This window comes from Pseudomonas sp. P39-UII1 (genome assembly GCF_039672635.1).
Lineage (GTDB): Bacteria > Pseudomonadota > Gammaproteobacteria > Pseudomonadales > Pseudomonadaceae > Aquipseudomonas.
The window spans coordinates 62877-82685 of record NZ_JBDFPP010000008.1; the positions used below are offsets into that span (position 1 = coordinate 62877).

25 protein-coding genes are annotated in these 19809 nt (G+C 63.5%); 14 read left to right on the forward strand and 11 right to left on the reverse strand.

From position 1 onward, the window contains the following. The first annotated feature begins 48 nt into the window (after window positions 1-48). On the forward strand, window positions 49-1260 hold the full coding sequence (fabV, locus tag ABEH27_RS12735) for an enoyl-ACP reductase FabV (protein WP_346613925.1): 1212 nt from the start codon (window positions 49-51) through the stop codon (window positions 1258-1260). Between the two features lie 100 nt (window positions 1261-1360). Further along, window positions 1361-2269: an alpha/beta fold hydrolase gene (locus tag ABEH27_RS12740; RefSeq protein WP_346613926.1), complete on the forward strand. Its 909-nt coding sequence runs from the start codon at window positions 1361-1363 to the stop codon at window positions 2267-2269. Between the two features lie 262 nt (window positions 2270-2531). On the opposite strand, the gene ABEH27_RS12745 is transcribed toward ABEH27_RS12740, so the two are convergent. The 4 genes from ABEH27_RS12745 to ABEH27_RS12760 all read right to left on the reverse strand — a co-directional run bounded on the left by ABEH27_RS12745 (window position 2532) and on the right by ABEH27_RS12760 (window position 4502). Next, window positions 2532-2873 carry a HopJ type III effector protein gene (locus ABEH27_RS12745; RefSeq protein WP_346613927.1) on the reverse strand — a complete coding sequence of 114 codons (342 nt, stop codon included), beginning with the start codon at window positions 2871-2873 and terminating at the stop codon, window positions 2532-2534. Further along, window positions 2866-3162, reverse strand: coding sequence for a DUF1244 domain-containing protein (locus ABEH27_RS12750; protein WP_346613928.1), 297 nt, complete (start codon window positions 3160-3162; stop codon window positions 2866-2868). Before ABEH27_RS12750 ends, ABEH27_RS12745 begins: the two co-directional genes overlap by 8 nt. A gap of 9 nt (window positions 3163-3171) precedes the next feature. Beyond that, on the reverse strand, window positions 3172-3864 hold the full coding sequence (gene folM, locus ABEH27_RS12755) for a dihydromonapterin reductase (RefSeq protein WP_346613929.1): 693 nt from the start codon (window positions 3862-3864) through the stop codon (window positions 3172-3174). A gap of 77 nt (window positions 3865-3941) precedes the next feature. After that, window positions 3942-4502 (reverse strand): antibiotic biosynthesis monooxygenase, encoded by a 561-nt coding sequence (locus ABEH27_RS12760; protein WP_346613930.1) that lies wholly within the window; start codon window positions 4500-4502, stop codon window positions 3942-3944. 217 nt (window positions 4503-4719) lie between these two features. Here ABEH27_RS12760 and ABEH27_RS12765 point away from each other — a divergent pair, with 217 nt between their 5' ends. Next, complete coding sequence (locus tag ABEH27_RS12765; protein WP_346613931.1) at window positions 4720-5652, forward strand: MerR family transcriptional regulator; 933 nt, start codon at window positions 4720-4722, stop codon at window positions 5650-5652. Here the strand turns inward: ABEH27_RS12765 and ABEH27_RS12770 are convergent. Both ABEH27_RS12770 and ABEH27_RS12775 read right to left on the reverse strand, forming a co-directional pair. Continuing rightward, window positions 5637-6254 (reverse strand): PilZ domain-containing protein, encoded by a 618-nt coding sequence (locus ABEH27_RS12770; protein WP_346613932.1) that lies wholly within the window; start codon window positions 6252-6254, stop codon window positions 5637-5639. The two genes, ABEH27_RS12765 and ABEH27_RS12770, sit on opposite strands and share 16 nt — an antisense overlap. Before the next feature lie 59 nt (window positions 6255-6313). Beyond that, on the reverse strand, window positions 6314-6742 hold the full coding sequence (locus ABEH27_RS12775) for a PAS domain S-box protein (RefSeq protein ID WP_346613933.1): 429 nt from the start codon (window positions 6740-6742) through the stop codon (window positions 6314-6316). Between the two features lie 104 nt (window positions 6743-6846). On the opposite strand from ABEH27_RS12775, the gene ABEH27_RS12780 reads away from it, so the two are divergent. Beyond that, complete coding sequence (locus ABEH27_RS12780; protein WP_346613934.1) at window positions 6847-7302, forward strand: flavodoxin; 456 nt, start codon at window positions 6847-6849, stop codon at window positions 7300-7302. Window positions 7303-7420: 118 nt separating this feature from the next. Here ABEH27_RS12780 and ABEH27_RS12785 read toward each other — a convergent pair whose 3' ends face one another. After that, window positions 7421-8311 (reverse strand): LysR substrate-binding domain-containing protein, encoded by an 891-nt coding sequence (locus tag ABEH27_RS12785; RefSeq protein ID WP_346613935.1) that lies wholly within the window; start codon window positions 8309-8311, stop codon window positions 7421-7423. A gap of 96 nt (window positions 8312-8407) precedes the next feature. Between ABEH27_RS12785 and ABEH27_RS12790 the strand changes: the two genes are divergently transcribed. The 4 genes from ABEH27_RS12790 (at window position 8408) to ABEH27_RS12805 (ending at window position 11584) form a co-directional block, all read left to right on the forward strand. Then, the gene (locus ABEH27_RS12790; RefSeq protein ID WP_346613936.1) at window positions 8408-8794 is read left to right on the forward strand and encodes a CidA/LrgA family protein; all 387 of its coding nucleotides are present in this window, start codon (window positions 8408-8410) and stop codon (window positions 8792-8794) included. Continuing rightward, window positions 8784-9470 (forward strand): LrgB family protein, encoded by a 687-nt coding sequence (locus tag ABEH27_RS12795; protein ID WP_346613937.1) that lies wholly within the window; start codon window positions 8784-8786, stop codon window positions 9468-9470. The genes ABEH27_RS12790 and ABEH27_RS12795 overlap by 11 nt, the downstream gene beginning before the upstream one ends. 179 nt (window positions 9471-9649) lie before the next feature. After that, window positions 9650-10555: an alpha/beta hydrolase gene (locus ABEH27_RS12800; RefSeq protein WP_346613938.1), complete on the forward strand. Its 906-nt coding sequence runs from the start codon at window positions 9650-9652 to the stop codon at window positions 10553-10555. 114 nt (window positions 10556-10669) lie between these two features. Beyond that, complete coding sequence (locus ABEH27_RS12805) at window positions 10670-11584, forward strand: SDR family oxidoreductase (protein WP_346613939.1); 915 nt, start codon at window positions 10670-10672, stop codon at window positions 11582-11584. Between the two features lie 228 nt (window positions 11585-11812). Here ABEH27_RS12805 and ABEH27_RS12810 read toward each other — a convergent pair whose 3' ends face one another. After that, complete coding sequence (locus ABEH27_RS12810; protein ID WP_346613940.1) at window positions 11813-12595, reverse strand: IclR family transcriptional regulator; 783 nt, start codon at window positions 12593-12595, stop codon at window positions 11813-11815. A 114-nt stretch (window positions 12596-12709) separates the two neighbouring features. On the opposite strand from ABEH27_RS12810, the gene hmgA reads away from it, so the two are divergent. Genes hmgA through maiA form a run of 3 tightly spaced genes read left to right on the forward strand, consistent with a single transcriptional unit; the run spans window position 12710 to window position 15952 of the window. After that, window positions 12710-14011, forward strand: coding sequence for a homogentisate 1,2-dioxygenase (gene hmgA, locus ABEH27_RS12815; protein ID WP_346613941.1), 1302 nt, complete (start codon window positions 12710-12712; stop codon window positions 14009-14011). A gap of 3 nt (window positions 14012-14014) precedes the next feature. Beyond that, window positions 14015-15307: a fumarylacetoacetase gene (fahA, locus tag ABEH27_RS12820; RefSeq protein ID WP_346613942.1), complete on the forward strand. Its 1293-nt coding sequence runs from the start codon at window positions 14015-14017 to the stop codon at window positions 15305-15307. Between the two features lie 12 nt (window positions 15308-15319). Beyond that, complete coding sequence (gene maiA / locus ABEH27_RS12825; RefSeq protein WP_346613943.1) at window positions 15320-15952, forward strand: maleylacetoacetate isomerase; 633 nt, start codon at window positions 15320-15322, stop codon at window positions 15950-15952. On the opposite strand, the gene ABEH27_RS12830 is transcribed toward maiA, so the two are convergent. After that, window positions 15946-16752: a tetratricopeptide repeat protein gene (locus ABEH27_RS12830; protein WP_346613944.1), complete on the reverse strand. Its 807-nt coding sequence runs from the start codon at window positions 16750-16752 to the stop codon at window positions 15946-15948. The genes maiA and ABEH27_RS12830 overlap by 7 nt on opposite strands. Window positions 16753-16877: 125 nt before the next feature. On the opposite strand from ABEH27_RS12830, the gene ABEH27_RS12835 reads away from it, so the two are divergent. After that, window positions 16878-17903: a Glu/Leu/Phe/Val dehydrogenase dimerization domain-containing protein gene (locus ABEH27_RS12835; protein WP_346613945.1), complete on the forward strand. Its 1026-nt coding sequence runs from the start codon at window positions 16878-16880 to the stop codon at window positions 17901-17903. A gap of 59 nt (window positions 17904-17962) precedes the next feature. On the opposite strand, the gene ABEH27_RS12840 is transcribed toward ABEH27_RS12835, so the two are convergent. After that, window positions 17963-18226: a YebG family protein gene (locus tag ABEH27_RS12840; protein ID WP_346613946.1), complete on the reverse strand. Its 264-nt coding sequence runs from the start codon at window positions 18224-18226 to the stop codon at window positions 17963-17965. A 227-nt stretch (window positions 18227-18453) separates the two neighbouring features. Between ABEH27_RS12840 and ABEH27_RS12845 the strand changes: the two genes are divergently transcribed. Further along, window positions 18454-18924 carry a phosphate-starvation-inducible PsiE family protein gene (locus ABEH27_RS12845; protein WP_346613947.1) on the forward strand — a complete coding sequence of 157 codons (471 nt, stop codon included), beginning with the start codon at window positions 18454-18456 and terminating at the stop codon, window positions 18922-18924. Between the two features lie 114 nt (window positions 18925-19038). Further along, window positions 19039-19335 (forward strand): hypothetical protein, encoded by a 297-nt coding sequence (locus tag ABEH27_RS12850; protein ID WP_346613948.1) that lies wholly within the window; start codon window positions 19039-19041, stop codon window positions 19333-19335. A gap of 4 nt (window positions 19336-19339) precedes the next feature. Here the strand turns inward: ABEH27_RS12850 and ABEH27_RS12855 are convergent, their stop codons facing one another. Next, a complete protein-coding gene (locus ABEH27_RS12855; protein WP_346613949.1) occupies window positions 19340-19642 on the reverse strand; it encodes a DUF3509 domain-containing protein in 303 nt (100 codons plus the stop codon). Window positions 19643-19809 lie beyond the last annotated feature (167 nt).

Genomic DNA, 19809 nt, shown 5'->3' on the forward strand with positions numbered 1-19809 from the left:
ATCGCCCAAGGCGGCGCTTCCCTGCATAAACCTGACGAGGTACAGACATTGGCCATCATTCATCCTAAGGTTCGCGGTTTCATCTGCACCACGACTCACCCGAAGGGCTGCGAGCTCAACGTCCGTGACCAGATCGAAGCCACCCGCAAGCTGGGCGTGCGCGAGGATGGCCCGAAGAAGGTCCTGGTCATTGGCGCATCCAGCGGCTATGGCCTGGCGGCGCGCATCACCGCAGCCTTCGGCTTCAAAGCCGACACCCTGGGCGTGTTCTTCGAGAAACCAGGTACCGAGACCAAGGCCGGTACCGCTGGCTGGTACAACTCCGCGGCTTTCGACAAGTTCGCCAAGGCCGAGGGCCTGTACAGCAAGTCGATCAACGGTGACGCCTTCTCCGACGAAGCCCGTGCCAAGGTCATCGAGCTGATCAAGAATGAAATGGGCGGCAAGGTCGACCTGGTCATTTACTCGCTGGCGTCGCCGGTGCGCAAGCTGCCAAAGACCGGTGAAGTGATCCGCTCCGCGCTCAAGCCAATCGGCGAGTCGTACAAGTCGACTGCCATCGACACCAACAAAGACACCATCATCGAGGCCAGCATCGAGCCGGCCACCGAGCAGGAAATCGCCGACACTGTCACCGTCATGGGTGGCCAGGACTGGCAGCTGTGGATCGACGCCCTGGCTGACGCCAACGTACTGGCCGAAGGCGCTCGCACCGTGGCCTTCAGCTACATCGGCAGCGACATCACCTGGCCGATCTACTGGCACGGTGCGCTGGGCAAGGCCAAGCAGGACCTGGACGAAACTGCCACGCGCCTGAATAAGACATTGGATGACAAAGTCAAAGGCGGCGCCAACGTGGCCGTGCTCAAGTCGGTGGTGACTCAGGCCAGCTCGGCTATCCCTGTGATGCCGCTGTACCTGTCGATGGTCTTCAAGATCATGCAGGAGAAAGGCGTGCACGAAGGCACCCAGGACCAACTGGACCGCATGTACCGTGACCGCCTGTATCGGGCCGACGGTGCGCCGGCTGAAGTCGACGAGGAGGGTCGCCTGCGCCTGGACGACTGGGAGCTGCGTGACGACGTGCAGAACGACTGCAAAGCTCTGTGGCCACAGGTGACCACCGAGAACCTGTTCGAACTGACCGACTACGCCGGTTACAAGAAGCAGTTCCTCAACCTGTTCGGCTTCGAGCGCGCTGACGTCAACTATGACGAAGACGTGGCGACCGATGTGAAGTTCGACTGCATCGAGCTGTAAGCTGACCGGGCTGGCCTCTTCGCGCCGAACCGCCGCGAAGAGGCCGGCACAAGCACACGATTTTTTGCTAGCGTTGGCGCACAACAACAGGAAGCGCGCCATGAGCAGCCTCACCCAACCGGCCACGCCCTTTCGCCAGACCGCAGCCGACGGCTACAGCCTCGGTGGCTTCTGCTGGCGCCACACCCAGGCCAACCCCCTGCGCCCGCTGGTGATCATCAACGCGGCCACGTCCGTGCGCTGCCGTTATTACTCCCGTTTTGCCGACTACCTGTTCGCTCAAGGCTGCGATGTGCTGACCTACGACTACCGGGGTATCGGCGAATCCCGGCCGCCTTCCTTGCGCGGCTTCCAGGCGTCGTGGAGCGACTGGGGCCGGCTGGATTTCGAAGCCATGCTGGCGCACGCCGCGCAGGCGTTCCCCGGCCAGCCGGTGGATGTAGTCGGGCATAGCTTCGGTGGGTGCGCCGTGGGGCTCGCGCCATCTGCCGGGCAGGTGCGGCGGGTGGTGATGGTAGGCGCGCAGTTTGCCTACTGGCGTGATTACGCCGTCGATCAGCGTTGGCGGCTGTTCGGCAAGTGGCATGTGGCGATGCCGTTGCTGACCCGCGTGTTCGGTTACTTCCCCGGCAAGCGGCTGGGCTGGATGGAAGACACGCCAGCAGGCGTGGTGCAGGACTGGACGACCCGTACCCCGCGCTTTGAGCACCGGCCCAGCGGGCGTGTGTTGGACCAGTTGCCGTTTGCCCATGTGCGGGCGGCGACGCTGGCCATCAGCCTGACCGATGACCCGTTTGGCACGGTGGCGGCTACAGAGCGGTTGCTAGGCTATTTGCAGGGCGCTGAACATCAGCATCTGCGGATCGCGCCTGTGGATATCTCGGTCGAGGACATTGGCCATTTCGCGTTTTTCCATGAGCGCTTCCGCGAGAGCCTGTGGCCGATTGCGCTGGAGTGGTTGCAGCGCGGTGCGTTGTTGGCGAGCAGGCCGGGGCAGATCATCGGCTGATGTTGCCTGCCCGGCCCAATCGCCGGCAAGCCGGCTCCCACAGGGAATGCACAGCACTCAAGGCTTGCGAAACCACCTGGACTGCCCGCAGGGGTGGACTGGTGTCCTACTTCCAGGGGCAGTCCAACTGAGGCTCAATGGCCTGAGCCCTGTGGAGTACAGGGCTCAGGCTGCAGCTTGGAACTGTCCAACTTTTGGGAGGCAGTCCAACCTGTGGGAGCCGGCTTGCCGGCGATTGGGCCGCATGGCGGCCCCGGCACTTTCAAGCGTTGCGCGAAAGCGGCTGGCCAGTGAATTTCACACCCGCCAGGCCGTGCTTGATCAGCGCGCGGATATTGCCATGGTCACTGCCCTCAGGCGTGGCCACCACGTCGCGGTAGTGTTCGCCGAAGGCCAGCAGGGCCTCCTGGTCGCTCAGGCCTTCCAGCAGGGCCAGGCCCAAGGTCTTGCACGAGCCTTCGTTCTGCCCGGCGGCGTTTTCCACGCCGCCATTGTTGAACGCTTGAGGCTGGTAGCTGTAGTGGTCAGCGATGAACGCCAGGGTGTCGGCAAAGGCGTGTTGGCCGCTGGCCAGGCTGGCGCGCAGGGTATTCAGATCAGTCACGAGGTTTTCCTTTTTCGAACGCCGCTTGCTGGTCGGCGCTGGCTTCTTTCTGGTACTGGGCTTTCCACTCGGCGTAGGGCATGCCATACACCGCTTCACGGGCGTCATCCAGGCTGATGTCGACCTGCTGCTCATCGGCAGCGGCCTTGTACCACTTGGACAAACAGTTGCGGCAGAAGCCGGAAAGGTTCATCAGGTCGATGTTCTGCACGTCGGTGCGGTTCTGCAGATGTGCGACCAGGCGCCGGAAGGCGGCGGCTTCGAGTTCGAGCTGTTGTTGAGGGGTCATGGGCTTCTCTCAGGTCATGCGGTTCTTCAGGTGGCGGCCACCGTTGATGACCACCTGGCTGCCGGTGCTGTACTGGCTGGCGAGCAGGTACTTGACCGTCTCGATCAGCGGGCCGGCGCCGGGTTCGAACGGCAGCAAGGCCTTGTTCAGGGTTTGCTGGCGGTAGGCGTCGTCACCCCCTTCCTTGAGGATCAGCAGCCCGGGCAGGATACCGTTGACGTGCACCTTGGGCGCGTACTTTTCGGCGAATGACAGCACCATGTTCTGCAGCGCAGCCTTGGTGGCGGCATAGCCGATATGGCTCTTGCTGCCGCGCGACGAGGTTTCGTCGCAGATATGAATGATGTCGGCCTTGTCGACCTTGGCCAGCAGGTCGCCCAGCGCCAGGTTCAGGTGGTACGGCGCCTCGACGTGCAGGCGGAACATGGTCTCGAGGTTGTCCAGGCCGTCGTCCAGCCACACAGATGCGTTGTGGATGATCGCGCGCAGCCCGTCGTAATGCTGCTGCAGGTAGTCGATCAGCGCCTGGCGGTCGGCAGCCAGGCACAGGTCGGCCTGGAACTGCACGATGTTCGGGTGTGCGGCGTGTGGCTGGGCGCTGCGGCTGGCACTGACCACGGTATGGCCGGCCTCTGCCAGTTCAAGGGCCAGGGCCAGCCCGACGCGCTGGCTGGCTCCGGTAACGAGAATTGGGCTGTTCATGTGCGGGCGGTCAACTTGTCTATCCTGTCGTTGCCGCCCAGCATACCCGAACTGTTTCCCTCTTGTATGGCCTGCCCTCAGCGGCCGCGCAGTGCAGCGGCAGTGGGCGGCGAGGCGTGCAGCCAACTCGCCAGCAGGCGGGTGGAGAGCGGGATGAACAGGTAGACCATCACTGGCGTCAGGGCCAGGGTGCTGAGCATTACCCGCGGCACCAGCTCCAGCCCTGCCAGCCAATGGCCGAACAGAACGTTGAACAGCAGCGATACCGGGAAAAACGCCAGCCAGATCGCCACAGCCTGCTTCCAGCGTGGCGGTTTTTGCACTGTATGGGTGCCAAACCAGTCGTCAATGCCGCTCACACGCCTCTCTTTGGGGCGCTCGAACAGGCCGTTGCCGCGTTGCAGCCAGGCGCGACGCGAGGCGGAATGCTCCCATGCATGCAGCGTAGGTTCGTCACTGAAGCGGAAAATGATCTGGAATTCATCGCCATCACGGGGCGGTGCAAGGATGCCCGAACCGAGGTAGCCGGGGAAGTCGGTGGCCAGCTGCTCGCCTTCGTGCAGCCAGGCAAGCAAGGCCTGGTAGCGGCCATGAGCGGCGCGGCGCGACACCATCAAGGTGACGGGAGGGGTAGACATCGTGTATCTCCTGGCGACGGGGCGGGCGGGTAGCCGGCCCCTTGTCTGCGTGCCCGGGGTGGTGGGCAACGCAGGCGTACATGCAAGAATCGGGCGCGAATTATCGCTTAAAGGCTTCGATCGGGAAATATCGGGTGGCAAACGGTTGCTAACCTGTGGCGTGGCGGCTCGTAGTAGAATGCGCGTTCAACTTCCGCGCACAGGTTATTCAGTGCAGATGAACAAACAGGGACGTACCACGCACGTCGAAGCAGGGCTGGAACACCAGGACCTGTTCCCGATACGTGAAGTTTCCCGGCTCACCGGGGTCAACCCGGTGACCCTGCGCGCCTGGGAGCGGCGCTACGGTCTGATCCAGCCAACCCGTACCGACAGCGGTCACAGGCTGTACTCGCAAGCGGATGTCGACGATATCCGCCGTATCCTCGGCTGGCTTGAGCGCGGTGTTGCGGTGAGCAAGGTTGGCAGCATTCTCGCCCGCGGTCAGGCGCACGTGCAGGGCATGCTCCCGGCAGGTTGCGCCGCCCGCTGGCAAGCTCAGTTGCGTGAGGCGGTGCAGCGTTTTGATGCCGCCAGCCTGGACCGGCTGTTCGACAAGGTGTTCGCCACCATCAGCCAGGACCAGGTATTCGCCGAGGTATTCATGCCCGTCTGGCACGACCTGGCGGCCGCGCAGGCGGCGTTCGGCCAGGCCAGTGAATGGCTGTTTCTCGATCAGTTTTTACGTGCCCGGGTATTCTCGCGCCTGCAGCTTACCCACCTACCGCGCAGGCGCAGCGTGCTGGTGGCGCCGCTGCCTGGGCAATGCATGGAGCTGGAACTGCTGGTCACCGGCTTGCTGCTGTGCAGCGACGATGTCGGGGCGACCCTGCTGATGCCTGGGCAGCCCTTGGACGAGCTGGCCGTGGTGTGCGGCAGGCTCAAGCCGGATGCGCTGGTGTTGTTCTCCAATCACGCACCCACAGCCGAGCTGAGCAGACGCTTGAACCGGCTCCCAGTCGGCCTGGAGTGCCCATTGCTACTGGCGGGCGAGGCGGGCGAAATGGCCCAGCAGAGTCTGGCAGGCCGCCCGGTGGCGTGCCTGGGCGCGGAGGGTGAGCTGATGCGCCGGCGGCTGCGGCAGTATCTGGCAGGTCAGCTCGATACCTGAGCGTGCAGCTCCGGGTGGGCCTGGCGATGCGCCTGAAGGATGTATTCACGCAGGCGGTCGATTTCTTCAGCCGGGCTGCGGCTGAGGTCATAGGCTGCGAGGTCCGGGCCGATTCGTCGGCGCAGGCGGCCATGCAGCGTGATGGCCGGGATGCCCCCTGGCGCGAAACGCAGGTCGAAGCGTGAGGGTGCCTCCGGCAAGCCGCGGACTTCCAGCAACGCACCTTTGAAGGAGATGTCGCGCACGAACAGGCCACTTACCCGACCCTTTGCATCCAGCAGCGCGCAGGGCTGGTCCATCGACAGGCGCCAAGGGCGCAGCATCGGGCCGTCTTCGTAAATTTCCGGCGAGCCGATTTGCACGTGTACGGCGTGGAATTCGTCTTCTACCAGCTGCAGCGGGAAGCTGATCTGCTGGTTGTTGAATTGCGCCTGCAGGGTGACTTGCTCGTTGGCTACGAGGCGCGCCAGCAAAGACTGTATACGACGGTCGCCATTGACCAGCAGGCTCGACATGGGGTCGGCCAGGTTCAATTGCGGGGAGTGCTGCATGTCCTGGATGAAATCCAGCTCATCCTGGGTCAAAAGCGCATCGGCGTGCATGATCGAACTCGGAGGTGACGGTTTCTTCAACGTGATTGACCGTGCCGTAGGCGCTTGGTTCAAAGGTGCGTGTCGAAATTCCGACGCGCGTGCATTTCAGCCAGTTCACGCTCCAGCTCCACCTGGCGGCTGACATCCTTCTGGATACCGATGAAATACGTGCGTTGATCGGCATCGTTCTTCACCGGGGTGATCGACAACTCGTTCCAGAAGGCACTGCCATCCTTGCGATAGTTGCGCAGCACTTCGCGGCACGGGCGCCCTTCGATCAGTGCCTTGCGGATGCGTGCACGGCCGAGCTGGTCACGGTCATCCGCCTGCAGGAAGCGGCAATCCTGATAGAGAATTTCGTCCCGGCTGTAACCGGTCAGGCGTTCGAACGCCGCGTTCACGTAGATCAGGATGGTGTCATCGCCTTCCTGTTCGGCGACCACGATTCCGTCGTTGGACGCATCGACCATGGATTGCAGCAATTGCGCGTTGATCATGTTCGGGCCATTGGGCAAAGAAGGGACTTTGGTAGAGGCGGCCTTTTGCCACCGCTGGATGCTAGTATCCTACGTTTTCACTCAGTTTCGGAATCCACCTCCCGATGAAAGTCGCCATTATTTCCGGCTCGGTGTACGGCACCGCCGAAGAAGTTGCCCGCCACGCCGAGTCGTTGCTCAAGGCCGCAGGCTTCGAAGCCTGGCACGCGGCCCGCGCCACCCAGCAGGACCTCGAAGGCTTTGCACCCGAAGCGCTGCTGGCAGTGACTTCGACCACCGGCATGGGCGAGCTGCCCGATAACCTGATGCCGTTGTACAGCACTATCCGCGACACCCTGCCCGCCGCCTGGCGCGGCCTGCCGGGGGCGGTGATTGCCCTGGGCGATTCCAGTTATGGCGATACCTACTGCGGCGGTGGCGAGCAGATGCGCGAGCTGTTTGCAGAGCTGGGCGTGCGTGAAGTGCAGCCGATGCTCCAGCTGGATGCCAGCGAGACGGTAACCCCGGAGACTGATGCCGAGCCTTGGTTGGCGGAGTTTGCGCAGGCTTTGAAAGCCTGAGGTTTCTTTACTGCCGCGCCGGCCTCTTCGCGGGCAAGCCCGCTCCTACAGCCGAGCCTGAGTGCTGTGAATAACCTGTAGGAGCGGGCGTGCCCGCGATGAGGCCATGCCGACCAGCCTATTCCCGAGTGCCTGCCCCCGCACTGACCAGCGCCAGCCAGGCCCGCGCCGCCCGCGAGAGATACGCCCCCCGCCGCCAGATGAACGCAATGTCCCAGCGCAGATCCTCCGGCGCGCTCAACGGCAAACGCACCACCCCAGGGCGCTCCAGCGCTTTGGCCACCACCCGGGGCAGCAACACTACGCCTTGGCCGGCCGCCACCAGCGCCACCAGAAAGTCTGCCTGGCCACTGCGCCCACCTTCCTTCGGGGTAAAGCCCTGCTGCTGGCATGCCTTGAGCAACCGATCATTGAGCACGAAACTGCGCTGATAAAGCAGGAAGGGCGTGTCAGCCAACTGGCTCAGGGTGACCTGCATCTGCCCCGCCAATGCATGCCCCGCCGGCAGCAACGCATCCAACGGCTCGTTGCAGAACGGCTGATATTCGAACGCCGGATCGTTCGGCGTCAGGCTGCCGCCCAACTCCAGTTCGCCACTGCGCACGGCCTGCTCGACGCTGCGGCTGCCTCCTTCGAGCAACTGAATCGAGATGTTCGGGTGCTGGCGCCGGTACGCGGCGAACAAACCGGCAAACAGCGCATCGCTGCCCAGCATCGGCAGGCCCAGGCGCAGTTCGCCGCGCGCCATCTGGCTCAGGTCATCGAGCTCGCTGAGCAAGGCCTGGCGTTGGCGTAGCAACGCTTCGCCACGTTCCAGCACGATGCGCCCGGCAGCGGTCAGGTGCAGTTGCGAAGCCTGGCGCTCGAGCAAAGGCTGGCCCACATCCTGCTCCAGCTGGGCAACCTGTTTGCTTACCGCCGACTGACTGATATGCAGGGTGTGCGCGGCCTGGGTGAAGCCGCCGCGGTGAACCACTTCGATGAAGCTGCGCAGCTGTTTGAATTCCATGGTCTGAATTCCATTATGGAATGGTGGCAAGTCTAACAATTCGCTTCTGGCCTAGGCAGGCAAATCTTAAAATGAGGGCCTGTCGAGGAACCCTCCATGAAACCCGCGTTATTGAAAAAGTCCCTGCGCCTGCTCGTTGAGTTGGCGGCTCTGTTGGCATTGTTCCTGTTGGGTGGCCAGTTGGCCGGTTGGTTGGGCTGGCCTGTACCGGGCGGTGTGATGGGCCTGGCCGTGCTTCTGCTGTTGTTTGCCTGCGGTGTGGTCAGGCCGGCCGCCTTGCAAATGGGCGCTGGCTGGCTGATGGCCGAAATGCTGCTGTTTTTCATTCCCGCGCTGATGAGCCTGCTCGATTACGGCAGCCTGGTGCGCGAAGAAGGCTGGCGCATCTTGGTGGTGATTGCCGTGAGCACGCTGATGGTCATGGTGGTCACGGCCGTGACCGTCGAGGTTGTATGCCGCTGGGGGTTGCGCCATGAGCCTTGAACCCATGCCGTTGTTCTGGCTGGCGCTGACGCTGTTGGCGTACCTCGGTAGCCGCTGGCTGTACCGGCGTACCGGTCGCTACCTGATGTCGCCGCTGATTCTGGTGCCCGCACTGTTGCTGGCGGTGGCCGTGCCGTTGCACACCGCCTATGCCGAGTATGCGCGCAACACCCACTGGCTGATGAGCGTACTCGGCCCGGTGACCGTGGCCTTCGCGGTGCCGATCTGGCAGCAGCGGGCCATGCTGGCGCGGCATTGGCCGGCGCTGCTGGTGGGCATGGTCGCCGGCAGTGCGGCATCGATCGGCAGCTCCTGGGGATTGGCGCACCTGCTGGCGCTGGATGACGCGATCAGCCTTTCGCTGGTGCCGCGCTCGATCACCACGCCCTTTGCCATGCCCCTGGCCCACGATTTGGGCGGGGTGCCGGAGCTGACAGCGGTGTTCGTCATGTTCACCGGCGTGCTCGGTGCCATGTTCGGCGGCGTGCTGCTGCGCTGGCTGCCGCTGCGCACACCGCTGGCACGTGGCGCACTGTTCGGCGTTGGTGCGCACGGTGCCGGGGTCAGCCGGGCCCAGGAAGTGGGCCGCGAAGAAGGTTCCGTGGCCGGCCTGGTCATGGTCCTGACCGGCTTGCTCAACCTGTTCGCCGCGCCGCTGCTGGCCCTGCTGCTATGACCGTTCGTGCCACTGACTCGCTCGGTCATCAAGCTGGCTGGCAACGCAAGTTTCACAGGGTCTGCGCCTGACTAGACTCAGCCTCGACATAGAGAGCACATGTATGTGCCGAGGTGACATGCAATGACCGCAGCCTTGCCCTATACCCTCAATCCCCCCTCCTATCCGGGACGACTCTGATGCCTCTGGCCGAGATACCATTGTGCGTCTGGCGTACCCGGAGTCAGAGTTTTTCATTCCGGGGCCAGAGCATCCGCTACTGGACCGCAGGGCAAGGAGAGCCCCTGCTGCTTCTGCATGGATTCCCGACCGCCAGTTGGGATTGGCATTACCTCTGGACGCCGCTGGCCCAGCGCTTTCGCGTGATCGCTTGCGACATGCTCGGGTTTGGCGATTCGGCCAAACCCCTCAACCATGCCTACAGCCTGATGGAGCAAGCCGACCTGCAGCAGGCGCTGCTTGCCCACCTCGAGGTCGACCAGCCTGTGCACCTGCTGGCACATGATTACGGCGGCAGTGTGGCCCAGGAACTGCTGTCGCGACACCATGAACAGCGCGCGGAAATCGCCAGTTGCGTGTTCCTCAACAGCGGCCTGTTCGCTGAAAGCTGCCAGGTGCTGCTGATTCAGAAGCTGCTGCTCAGCCGCCTGGGCTGGCTGGTGGCCCGCTCGTTCGGGCGCGACGACCTGGTGCGCAATGTCACGCAGGTGTACGGGCCATGCACGCACCCCAGTGAAAGTGCGCTGGATGATTTCTGGAGCCTGATTGCCTCGAATGGCGGTACGCGCATCCTGCACAAGCTGGTGGGTTTCGTGACCGAGCGCCGGGTGCATCGCGAGCGATGGGTGGGTGCACTGCAGCGCGAGGGTGTGCCCCTGCGCTTCATCAATGGTGTGGTCGACCCGCTATCCGGCGCACGCATGGTCGAGCGCTATCGGCAACTGGTACCCAACCCGGACACGGTGCAACTGCAAGGCATTGGCCATTACCCGCACACCGAAGCGCCCGTGCAGGTGCTGCGCCACTACCTGGCCTTTCGCGAGCAGCCGCTGAGCTACTTGCCGCAGAAGGTCGCCTGGTCCTGAGCGGGTGAAATCGTTCAGCGTTATTGCCTGGCATTCAGCCTGAGTGAGCTTGATTGTCCGCCGGCAGGGGCTGGCGGACACTCGACGTCTTCAACCTGACCTGGAGCCATGAGCATGAGCGAGCCGGTACGTCTGCAAGACCGTGTGGTGATCGTCACGGGGGCCGGTGGTGGCCTGGGGCGCGCCCATGCGCTGCTGTTTGCCGCGCGTGGCGCCAAGGTGGTGGTCAACGACCTTGGCGGTTCCAGCCACGGTGAAGGCGCCAGCGCTTCGGCGGCCGATCGGGTGGTCGAGGAGATCCGCGCTGCAGGTGGCACGGCGGTGGCCAATCACGATTCGGTCAGTGACGGTGCACGTATCGTCGAACAGGCCCTGGACAGCTTCGGCCGGGTCGATGTGCTGGTGAACAATGCCGGGATTCTGCGCGACAAGACCTTCCACAAGATGGACGACAGTGATTGGGACCAGGTTTACCAGGTGCACGTCGAAGGCGCCTTCAAGGTAACCCGCGCCGCTTGGCCGCACCTGCGCGAGCAAAGCTGGGGGCGGGTGATTTTCACTGCTTCCACTTCAGGTATCTACGGCAACTTCGGCCAGGCCAACTACGGCATGGCCAAGCTGGGCTTGTATGGCCTGACCCGCACCTTGGCCATTGAAGGGCGCAAGTACGGCGTGCTGGTCAATGCCATCGCACCCACCGGAGGCACGCGCATGACCGAAGGGTTGATCCCGCCACAGGTGTTCGAACGCCTCAAGCCCGAGCTGGTCAGCCCGCTGGTGGTTTACCTGGGCAGCGAGCAGTGCCAGGACAGCGGGCAGCTGTTCGAGGTCGGTGGAGGCTGGGTGGGCAAGGTACGGTGGGAGCGCAGCCTGGGCGTCGGCTTCGACCCCCGCGAAGGTTTCACCCCCGAGCAGGTGGCGGAAAGCTGGGCGCAGATCGGTGATTTCGCGCATGCGGTGCACCCGCAGGACAACGTTCAGGCTTTGCAGCAGATGATGGCGAACCTGCAGAAGTATCCACAGGAGTGATTGATTTCAGAGCATAAAAAAGGCCGCTGCAAAGGCAGCGGCCAATCGAGACGTTAGATCAAGGAGCTTCAAAATCAACGTCGGTAAACCTCGCGGGCCTGAAGGGCTGGGGGGGTAGTTGCCCTTCATGCCGGCCAGTGAGTCAAGAATAAGCGCTTGATCCGGTGGGAAAAATAGCGGCTTGTGACATTCACCTTTACGTTTCGGGCAATAGTGCCGCAGCGCCGTTCAAGCCTTCGGCGAGTGGCCCATACGCCAGCTGGTCTCTTGCGCCGCCGCCAGCAGGCGCTGCGCCGCCGGCCCATGTTCATCGGCATGGAAGATCGACGTCGGCCCGACCACGGTCATCACCGCCGCGATCTGCCCCAGGGCGTTGAACACCGGTGCCGACAGTGCATCCACCCCCGGCATCAGCAGGCCATGCACATGGTGCAGGCCGCGTTTGCGAATGCCGGTCAGCAAGGTGTCGTAGTCACTGGCGCTGTGCTGCAGCACGCTCAGCTCCTTGTCACGCAGCTCCAGGGTTTCGCGCTCGGGCAAATAGGCGGCGAACACCAGCCCGGTGGATGAGCTAAGCAGCGGCAGTACTGAACCAATCTGGGTCACCACCGTGACCGCGCGCACGGCGGGTTCGATGCTCACCACCGTCGCCCCCTGATTGCCCCACACGGCGATGAAGCAGCTTTCGTTGAGTTCATCACGCAGTTGTGACAGCGGCATCGCTGCCACTTTCAACACATCGATACTGCCCAGGGCCGCCAGCCCCACCCGCAGTGCCTCGCGCCCCAGCCCGTAGTGGTTGGTGGCCGCATCCTGTTCGGCAAAGCCACTGGCGATCAGTGCCTGCAGGTAGCGGTGCACCTTGCTCGCGGGCATCTGCACGTGCTCGGCCAGGCGCGACAGCGACGTCGAGGGCGAGAGTTCGGCGAGGGCCTTGAGGATGTCGGTGCCGACTTCCGCCGAGCGGACCTTCTGCTTGCCGGTGTCGGTGGGGGAGCTGGCTTTGGCCATGGCGAAGATTTTTCCGGTTTTTTCGAGTCGCGCCTTTATAGCTTGACGCCCTGCACGGAGCAAATTACGTTATTCGTAATCTGATTACGATAAAAACAAAATCCGGAGGCATCGATGAACCGCGACGCGTCGCCCGACCTTCAGTACCTGAGCGGCTTCGGCAACGAATTCGCCAGCGAAGCACTGCCTGGGGCCTTGCCCATCGGGCAGAACTCACCGCAGAAGGCCCCTTATGGCCTGTATGCCGAGCTGCTGTCGGGCACGGCGTTCACCATGGCGCGCAGCGAGCTGCGCCGCACCTGGTTGTACCGCATTCGCCCATCGGCGCTGCACCCGCGCTTCGAGCGCCTGGGGCGCCAGCCGTTGAGCGTGCCTTTGGGTGCGGTCACCCCCAACCGCCTGCGCTGGAGCCCACAACCGCTCCCCGTCGAGCCAACCGATTTCATCGAGGGGTGGTTACCGATGGTGGCCAACGCCGCCGCGGAAAAACCGGCAGGCGTCAGCATCTTCATCTACAGCGCCAACCGTTCGATGGAGCGGGTGTTCTTCAACGCCGACGGTGAACTGCTGCTGGTACCGGAACAAGGCCGCCTGCGCATTGCCACCGAACTTGGGGTAATGACTGTCGAGCCGCTGGAAATTGCCGTGATTCCGCGCGGCATGAAGTTTCGCGTCGAACTGCTCGATGGCCAGGCCCGTGGCTACATCGCCGAGAACCATGGCGCGCCGCTGCGCCTGCCGGACCTGGGCCCTATCGGCAGCAACGGCCTGGCCAACCCGCGTGACTTCCTGACCCCCGTTGCGCACTACGAGGAGGCCGAAGGCCCGGTGCAACTGGTGCAGAAGTTCCTTGGCGAGCACTGGGCCTGCGAGCTGCAGCACTCGCCGCTGGACGTGGTGGCCTGGCACGGCAGCAATGTGCCCTACAAATATGACCTGCGCCGTTTCAACACGATCGGCACCGTCAGCTTCGACCACCCAGACCCGTCGATCTTCACCGTGCTGACTTCGCCAACCAGCGTGCACGGCCTGGCCAACATGGACTTCGTGATCTTCCCGCCACGCTGGATGGTCGCCGAGAACACCTTCCGTCCACCGTGGTTCCACCGCAACCTGATGAACGAGTTCATGGGCCTGATCAGCGGTGCCTACGATGCCAAGGCGGAAGGCTTCCTGCCGGGTGGCGCCTCGCTGCACGGGGTGATGAGTGCCCACGGGCCCGACGCCGAAACCTGCGAGAAGGCCATTGCCGCCGACCTGGCACCCCACAAGATCGACGACACCATGGCCTTCATGTTCGAAACCAGCCAGGTGCTGCGCCCGAGCCAGCAGGCCCTCGAGTGCCCGCAATTGCAGGCCGACTACGACAGTTGCTGGGCCACCTTGCCGAGCACCTTCAACCCGAACCGGAGATAACCCATGAACCAGTCCGCCATTGCCCGCAGTTGGGTCGAACACGCCAACGGGCACAGCGACTTCCCATTGCAGAACCTGCCACTGGGTATTTTCAGCCGGCCGGGTGAAACGCTGCGCTGCGGTGTCGCTATCGGCGATGCGATTCTCGACCTGGAGGCCGTGCTGGCTGCCGGCTTGTTCGAAGGCCAGGCAAAGGCCGCCGTCGAGGCCACCCGCGGTGGCGCCTTGAACGCCTTCTTCGCCCTCGGCCGCAATGCCCGTGTAGCCCTGCGCGAGCGGTTGCTGGCGCTGTTGGGCGAGCATGGCGAGCACCAGGCCCAGCTCAAGGCCGCGTTGTATCCGGCCAGTGATTGCCAGCTGCACCTGCCAGCCAAGGTCGGCGACTACACCGATTTCTACGTGGGCATCCAGCACGCCACCAACGTGGGCAAGCTGTTCCGCCCCGACAACCCGCTGCTGCCCAACTACAAATACGTGCCGATCGGCTACCACGGCCGGGCCTCGACACTGCGCCCGTCGGGTACCGATGTGCGCCGCCCCAAGGGCCAGACGCTGCCGGCCGGCCACACTGAACCGAGCTTCGGCCCGTGTGCGCGCCTGGATTACGAGCTGGAGCTGGGCATCTGGATCGCCCAGGGCAATGACATCGGCCAGGCGATTCCAATCGCCGAAGCCGACCAGCACCTGGCTGGCCTGTGCCTGCTCAACGACTGGTCTGCGCGCGATATCCAGGCCTGGGAATACCAGCCGCTGGGGCCGTTCCTGTCGAAAAGCTTCATCACCACGCTGTCACCTTGGGTGGTGACCGCCGAGGCGCTGGAGCCGTTCCGCTGCGCCCAGCCGGCGCGCCCGGAAGGTGACCCGCAACCGCTGCCGTATCTGCTGGACCCGCGTGACCAGGCTAAAGGCGCCTTTGATATCGAACTGGAGGTGCTGCTGCTCACCGAGCGCATGCGTGAGCAAGGCTTGCCGGCCCACCGCCTGGCACTGAGCAACACCCTCAACATGTACTGGACCGTGGCGCAGTTGATCGCCCACCACAGCGTCAACGGTTGCCAGCTGCAGCCAGGCGACCTGTTCGGCTCGGGTACGCTGTCCGGCCCCACTGCCGATTCGTACGGCAGCCTGCTGGAGATCACCGAGGGCGGCAAGCAACCGGTCGAGCTGGCCAGTGGCGAGGTGCGCAAGTTCCTCGAGGACGGCGATGAAATCATCCTGCGGGCGCGTTGCCAGCGCGATGGGGTGGCCAGCATCGGCTTTGGTGAGTGCCGCGGCAAGGTCATCGCCGCCAACTGAGGGAGCAGGGCCATGGAGCTGTATACCTATTACCGTTCCACCTCGTCCTACCGGGTGCGCATCGCCCTGGCACTCAAGGGCCTGGGTTACCAGGCGCTGCCGGTCAACCTGCTCAAGGGCGAGCAGCGTGCTGGGGCCTATGTTGCCGTGAACCCACAGGGCCGCGTACCGGCCCTGCGCACCGATGATGCCGAGTTGCTGGTGCAGTCACCGGCGATCATCGAGTACCTGGAAGAGGTTTATCCACAGCCTGCGCTGCTGCCCGCTGGCGCTGCGGCACGGGCCAAGGTGCGCGGGGTGGCGGCGATCATCGGTTGCGATATTCATCCGCTGCACAACGTCAGCGTGCTCAACCAGCTGCGCCAGCTTGGCCACGACGAGGCACAGGTCAATCAGTGGGTTGCTCACTGGGTCGGCCAAGGCCTGGCGGCCGTGGAGCAACTGATCGGTGACCAGGGCTTCTGCTTCGGTGAGGCGCCGGGGCTGGCGGATGTCTACCTGATCCCGCAGCTGTATGCGGCCGAGCGCTTCAACATCGACCTTGGCGGGTATCCGCGTATTCGCCGAGTAGCGGCGCTGGCTGCCGGGCACCCCGCGTTCAGCCAAGCGCACCCTGCTTGCCAGGTGGATACCCCGGCTCAGTGAATCGAACGGTTGGCCTGCGGTAGCTTGCCGATCCGTTCGGACAGCTTCAGCCGTTGCACCGGGTCGTCGGTCAGCAGCAGGGCATGCTCCAGGTCGAAGCGTTCGGCCTGCGGGCAATCGAGGTGCTGGTAGAGCGATGCGCGGGTCATGTAGTCGCTGACCTGCACCGGGCCTAGCTGCATGACCCGTTCGGCGTCGATCAGCGCCGCCAGGTGGTTGTCGTTACTGATGTGCAGTTGGCGAAGGTTGCGCGAGAGACGTTGCAGCATCTGCGTCGGGCTGGCCGCGCGCAGGTGCTCGGCCGTGAGCGGCACATGCGGGCCGAACTGGCGGGCGAGTAGCTCGCGGCAATCATTGGGGTACAAGCGTCGGCCGCCGCAAGGGTCAAGCAGGTGATCGGCGCCGGGTACTCGTAGCAGGAAATGGCCAGGGAAGGCCACGCCTTCCAGTGGAATGGACAAGCGCCGGGCCAGTTCCAGCGTGATGATCGCCAGGGCCAGAGGCTGGCCACGACGGCGTTGCAGCACCTTGTCCAGCAGCGCCGCCTGCGGGCGCAGGGGGTGGTATTCGTCTTGCTGGAAACCCAACGTATTGAGCTGGCGCAGCAGGGGTTGAGCCAATTCTGCCAGTGGCAACATTGGCAGGCTGGCGCTGATTTCACTGTGCAGATGATTCACGGTGGCAAGGCTGGCTGCGGGCTCGACCTTCCGATCGTGCTCGACGGCAATCCACAAGGCGGCTTCCAGCAGGGCGACCGGCTCGCGTTCCAGGCAGGCCAGGCAGGCTTGGCGTGGGTTCATTGGGGCATCTCCACATACGTTTGAGTAATAGCCCTGACGCCGTGATTCGTCCAGTGGTCCGGTCGCCCTGTGGGGCGTAAGCCGATGCCTATACTGGTAGGAGCACCTCGCAGGGGAGCCCGCCGATGTTCGCGCTGATGCAAAGCACCCGCACCCAATCGCTGCACCTCTTCACCGACCCGAAGACTGGCCTCAAGGCCGTGGTGGCGATTCATAGCGAAATCCGCGGCCCGGCGCTGGGTGGCTGCCGCTACCTGCCGTATGCCGATGACGAAAGCGCCATGGCCGATGCCATTCGCCTGGCCCAGGGCATGAGTTACAAAGCGGCGCTGGCCGGGTTGGCGCTGGGCGGCGGCAAGGCCGTGATCATGCGCAACCCGCATGTGGAAAACCGTGCGGCGTTGTTCGAGGCGTTCGGCCGCTTCATCGATACCTTGCAAGGGCGGTTCATCATTGCCGTGGACAGCGGCACCTCGACCCTGGACATGGACTGCATCGCCCAGAGCACGCCGCATGTCACCAGCACCACGGCATCCGGTGACCCTTCACCGCATGCGGCCATGGGGGTGTTCGCCGGCATCCGTGCCACCTGCCTGGCCCGCCTGGGCAGCAGCGACCTCAAGGGCTTGCGCGTGGCGGTACAAGGCTTGGGCAACGTCGGCTATGCCCTGGCCGAGCAGTTGTATGCAGCCGGTGCCGAGCTATTGGTGAGTGACCTGGACCCAGGCCGGGTACGGTTGGCGGTGGAGCAGTTCAATGCTCACCCGGTCACCAACGATGCCTTGATCAGCACGCCCTGCGATATTTTCTCGCCGTGTGGCGTGGGGCCGGTGCTAAATGGCCAGACGGTGATGCAGCTGCGTTGTGCTGCGGTGGCTGGCGCGGCGAACAACCAGCTCACCACCTTGCAGGTGGCTGACCAGCTGGAAAACCGCGGCATTCTCTATGCGCCGGATTACGTGATCAATGCGGGTGGGTTGATCTACGTGGCGATGAAACACCGCGGCGAAGAGCTGAGCACCATCACTGCGCAACTGGCGCGGATCCCCGAGCGGCTGACCGAAGTGTATGCCCACGCCCAGGCCGAAAAGCGCTCACCGGCCAGGGTGGCGCAGATGCTGGCGGAGCGGTTGTTATACGATGAGCGCTAGCGGGCCTTGTGATTTACCTGCGCGAACACGCAATGTAACCCCTGCAAAGTCCCCCGAAATCACTCTGCAGCACTGCCATCCAGCAATTCTGCCAACGCATCCGGCTGGCTCTTGAACGCCCGGGCAAACACGTCACGGTTCTTGGCCATGTAAATACCGGCTTCTTCGACCTGCTGTTCGGTCAATGAAGGCACCGCCTTCTGCAACACCTCGGCCAGGCGTTCGGCCAGCTCGAGCATCTTGTCGTGACGGTCTGCTTCGGCCTTATCCATGAACAAGCGCTCCGGGTCGCGGCTGCTGCGGTACACCACTTCGACGGCCATTCATCACCTCTGTGCCTTTTTGCGGTTGGTTGATCGATTACTGTATGCGCATACAGTAATGGCAATGGCACCTCTGAATCAAGCGTTGCCGCAAAAAAGCGTAGCCCACAGGTGCCTTGCGGCAATCGGTCGCCTTCCAAGGCAGGGGCCTGGCCCTTTAACTGCATGACACAAGCGTCACACAGGTGACGCATCATCCTTCAGGTCGTATCGGGGAGCTGGATATCGTGAACATCAAATGGGCGGAAAAGCTGCGCAAGGGCCTGCATGGCTCGGCCGACTCGCTGGGCAATCTGTGCGTCGAGGCATTCCACTACCTCGCCCTGTTCGGCATCGGCGCGATTACCGCCTACGCGGCGGTGGTGACGTTCCTGGACATGCTCGGCAAGGGCGGGATCAGTGTCGATGACATCCTGCTGCTGTTCATCTACCTGGAGCTCGGGGCGATGGTCGGTATCTACTTCAAGACCAACCACATGCCGATCCGCTTCCTGTTGTACGTGGCGATCACCGCGCTGACCCGCCTGCTGATCGGCGATGTCTCGCACCACAAGGCGCCGGATGAAGGCCTGCTGTACCTGTGCGGTGGCATCCTGCTGCTGGCGTTTTCGATCCTGGTGGTGCGCTACGCCTCGTACCGCTACCCCTCGACCAAGGTGCTGGACGCCAACGGCAAGGAAGTGGAAGACGGCAAGTAAGGGGCTACCTATCTAGCGCCAAGGTCTGCCTTGGCTGCTGTTGAATCCTGGCTGGCGCTCAGGGGAGCATCGTGACACTCGGTTGCGGTCGATGGGCGCCCAAGGAGAACAGCCATGAGTATTACAGCGGAAAAAGTACATGCCCATCTCAAATACGCGCTGAGGCTTGACCCCGATGAGGTGCATGTCACCGAAGTCGCCGATGTCATCGAGCTCGAAGTGGTCGCTAGCCGTTCCCTGGTGGAGGAGTCTCTGTACTGGCTGAAACAAAACCAGGAACCGACCTACGACCAGGGCCTGTTTGGCCTGTTTCACAAACCGCATACGTTCGACCCCGCGCACCGGGCAGGGGGCGTGAGCCTGTCTGACCTGGAGCGTGAAATCGGGCGAATGCTGGTGACGCTGGGCTGATAACTCAGTTGGCCACGCCGGCTAGCGCAAACGGTCGTGCCTCAGGGGCCGCTTCGCGGGTCAGTGCGGCCAGAACCTGCAAGGGGTTCTGCCCCAGTTCGATGGCCAGGCCCAGGCGAATGCTGTCGATGACCCGCTGCAGGCGCACCGGGTCATTGCGCTGAGCCTGGCTGATCAGGCGCTTGGCGACCGCGCCGGCATCGTCGGACAGGGTGAGCATGATGCTGCCATCGAGGCGTTCGATGCTCAGGTTTACCCGGTACTCGGGGGCGAAAGCGGCGCTGATCTGTTCGAAGGGGTTGTTCATGGTCGGGGTCTGCAAAGATTGACTGCAGAAGTTGACCGGGCAACCGTCGGGTTGGTTCACGGCCATTGATCGACCGTGCCATGCACGACCGGGCAAGGCAATTAGCCACTATCGTGACTACACTCCTGTGACCGAAGCCGCGAAGGCTGGCCTGAGGCCTGCAAAGG

Excerpts from the sequence above, each read along its gene's own strand:
- ABEH27_RS12740 (WP_346613926.1), top strand. The coding sequence starts at position 1,361 with ATGAGCAGCCTCACCCAACCGGCCACGCCCTTTCGCCAGACCGCAGCC.
- ABEH27_RS12830 (WP_346613944.1), bottom strand. The coding sequence starts at position 16,752 with ATGAACCCACGCCAAGCCTGCCTGGCCTGCCTGGAACGCGAGCCGGTC.
- ABEH27_RS12780 (WP_346613934.1), top strand. The coding sequence starts at position 6,847 with ATGAAAGTCGCCATTATTTCCGGCTCGGTGTACGGCACCGCCGAAGAA.
- maiA (WP_346613943.1), top strand. The coding sequence starts at position 15,320 with ATGGAGCTGTATACCTATTACCGTTCCACCTCGTCCTACCGGGTGCGC.
- ABEH27_RS12790 (WP_346613936.1), top strand. The coding sequence starts at position 8,408 with ATGAAACCCGCGTTATTGAAAAAGTCCCTGCGCCTGCTCGTTGAGTTG.
- ABEH27_RS12805 (WP_346613939.1), top strand. The coding sequence starts at position 10,670 with ATGAGCGAGCCGGTACGTCTGCAAGACCGTGTGGTGATCGTCACGGGG.
- ABEH27_RS12795 (WP_346613937.1), top strand. The coding sequence starts at position 8,784 with ATGAGCCTTGAACCCATGCCGTTGTTCTGGCTGGCGCTGACGCTGTTG.
- fahA (WP_346613942.1), top strand. The coding sequence starts at position 14,015 with ATGAACCAGTCCGCCATTGCCCGCAGTTGGGTCGAACACGCCAACGGG.
- ABEH27_RS12760 (WP_346613930.1), bottom strand. The coding sequence starts at position 4,502 with ATGTCTACCCCTCCCGTCACCTTGATGGTGTCGCGCCGCGCCGCTCAT.
- ABEH27_RS12855 (WP_346613949.1), bottom strand. The coding sequence starts at position 19,642 with ATGAACAACCCCTTCGAACAGATCAGCGCCGCTTTCGCCCCCGAGTAC.
- ABEH27_RS12840 (WP_346613946.1), bottom strand. The coding sequence starts at position 18,226 with ATGGCCGTCGAAGTGGTGTACCGCAGCAGCCGCGACCCGGAGCGCTTG.
- ABEH27_RS12750 (WP_346613928.1), bottom strand. The coding sequence starts at position 3,162 with ATGACCCCTCAACAACAGCTCGAACTCGAAGCCGCCGCCTTCCGGCGC.
- ABEH27_RS12785 (WP_346613935.1), bottom strand. The coding sequence starts at position 8,311 with ATGGAATTCAAACAGCTGCGCAGCTTCATCGAAGTGGTTCACCGCGGC.
- hmgA (WP_346613941.1), top strand. The coding sequence starts at position 12,710 with ATGAACCGCGACGCGTCGCCCGACCTTCAGTACCTGAGCGGCTTCGGC.
- ABEH27_RS12770 (WP_346613932.1), bottom strand. The coding sequence starts at position 6,254 with ATGCACGCCGATGCGCTTTTGACCCAGGATGAGCTGGATTTCATCCAG.
- ABEH27_RS12850 (WP_346613948.1), top strand. The coding sequence starts at position 19,039 with ATGAGTATTACAGCGGAAAAAGTACATGCCCATCTCAAATACGCGCTG.
- ABEH27_RS12835 (WP_346613945.1), top strand. The coding sequence starts at position 16,878 with ATGTTCGCGCTGATGCAAAGCACCCGCACCCAATCGCTGCACCTCTTC.
- ABEH27_RS12810 (WP_346613940.1), bottom strand. The coding sequence starts at position 12,595 with ATGGCCAAAGCCAGCTCCCCCACCGACACCGGCAAGCAGAAGGTCCGC.
- folM (WP_346613929.1), bottom strand. The coding sequence starts at position 3,864 with ATGAACAGCCCAATTCTCGTTACCGGAGCCAGCCAGCGCGTCGGGCTG.
- ABEH27_RS12765 (WP_346613931.1), top strand. The coding sequence starts at position 4,720 with ATGAACAAACAGGGACGTACCACGCACGTCGAAGCAGGGCTGGAACAC.
- ABEH27_RS12775 (WP_346613933.1), bottom strand. The coding sequence starts at position 6,742 with ATGATCAACGCGCAATTGCTGCAATCCATGGTCGATGCGTCCAACGAC.
- ABEH27_RS12800 (WP_346613938.1), top strand. The coding sequence starts at position 9,650 with ATGCCTCTGGCCGAGATACCATTGTGCGTCTGGCGTACCCGGAGTCAG.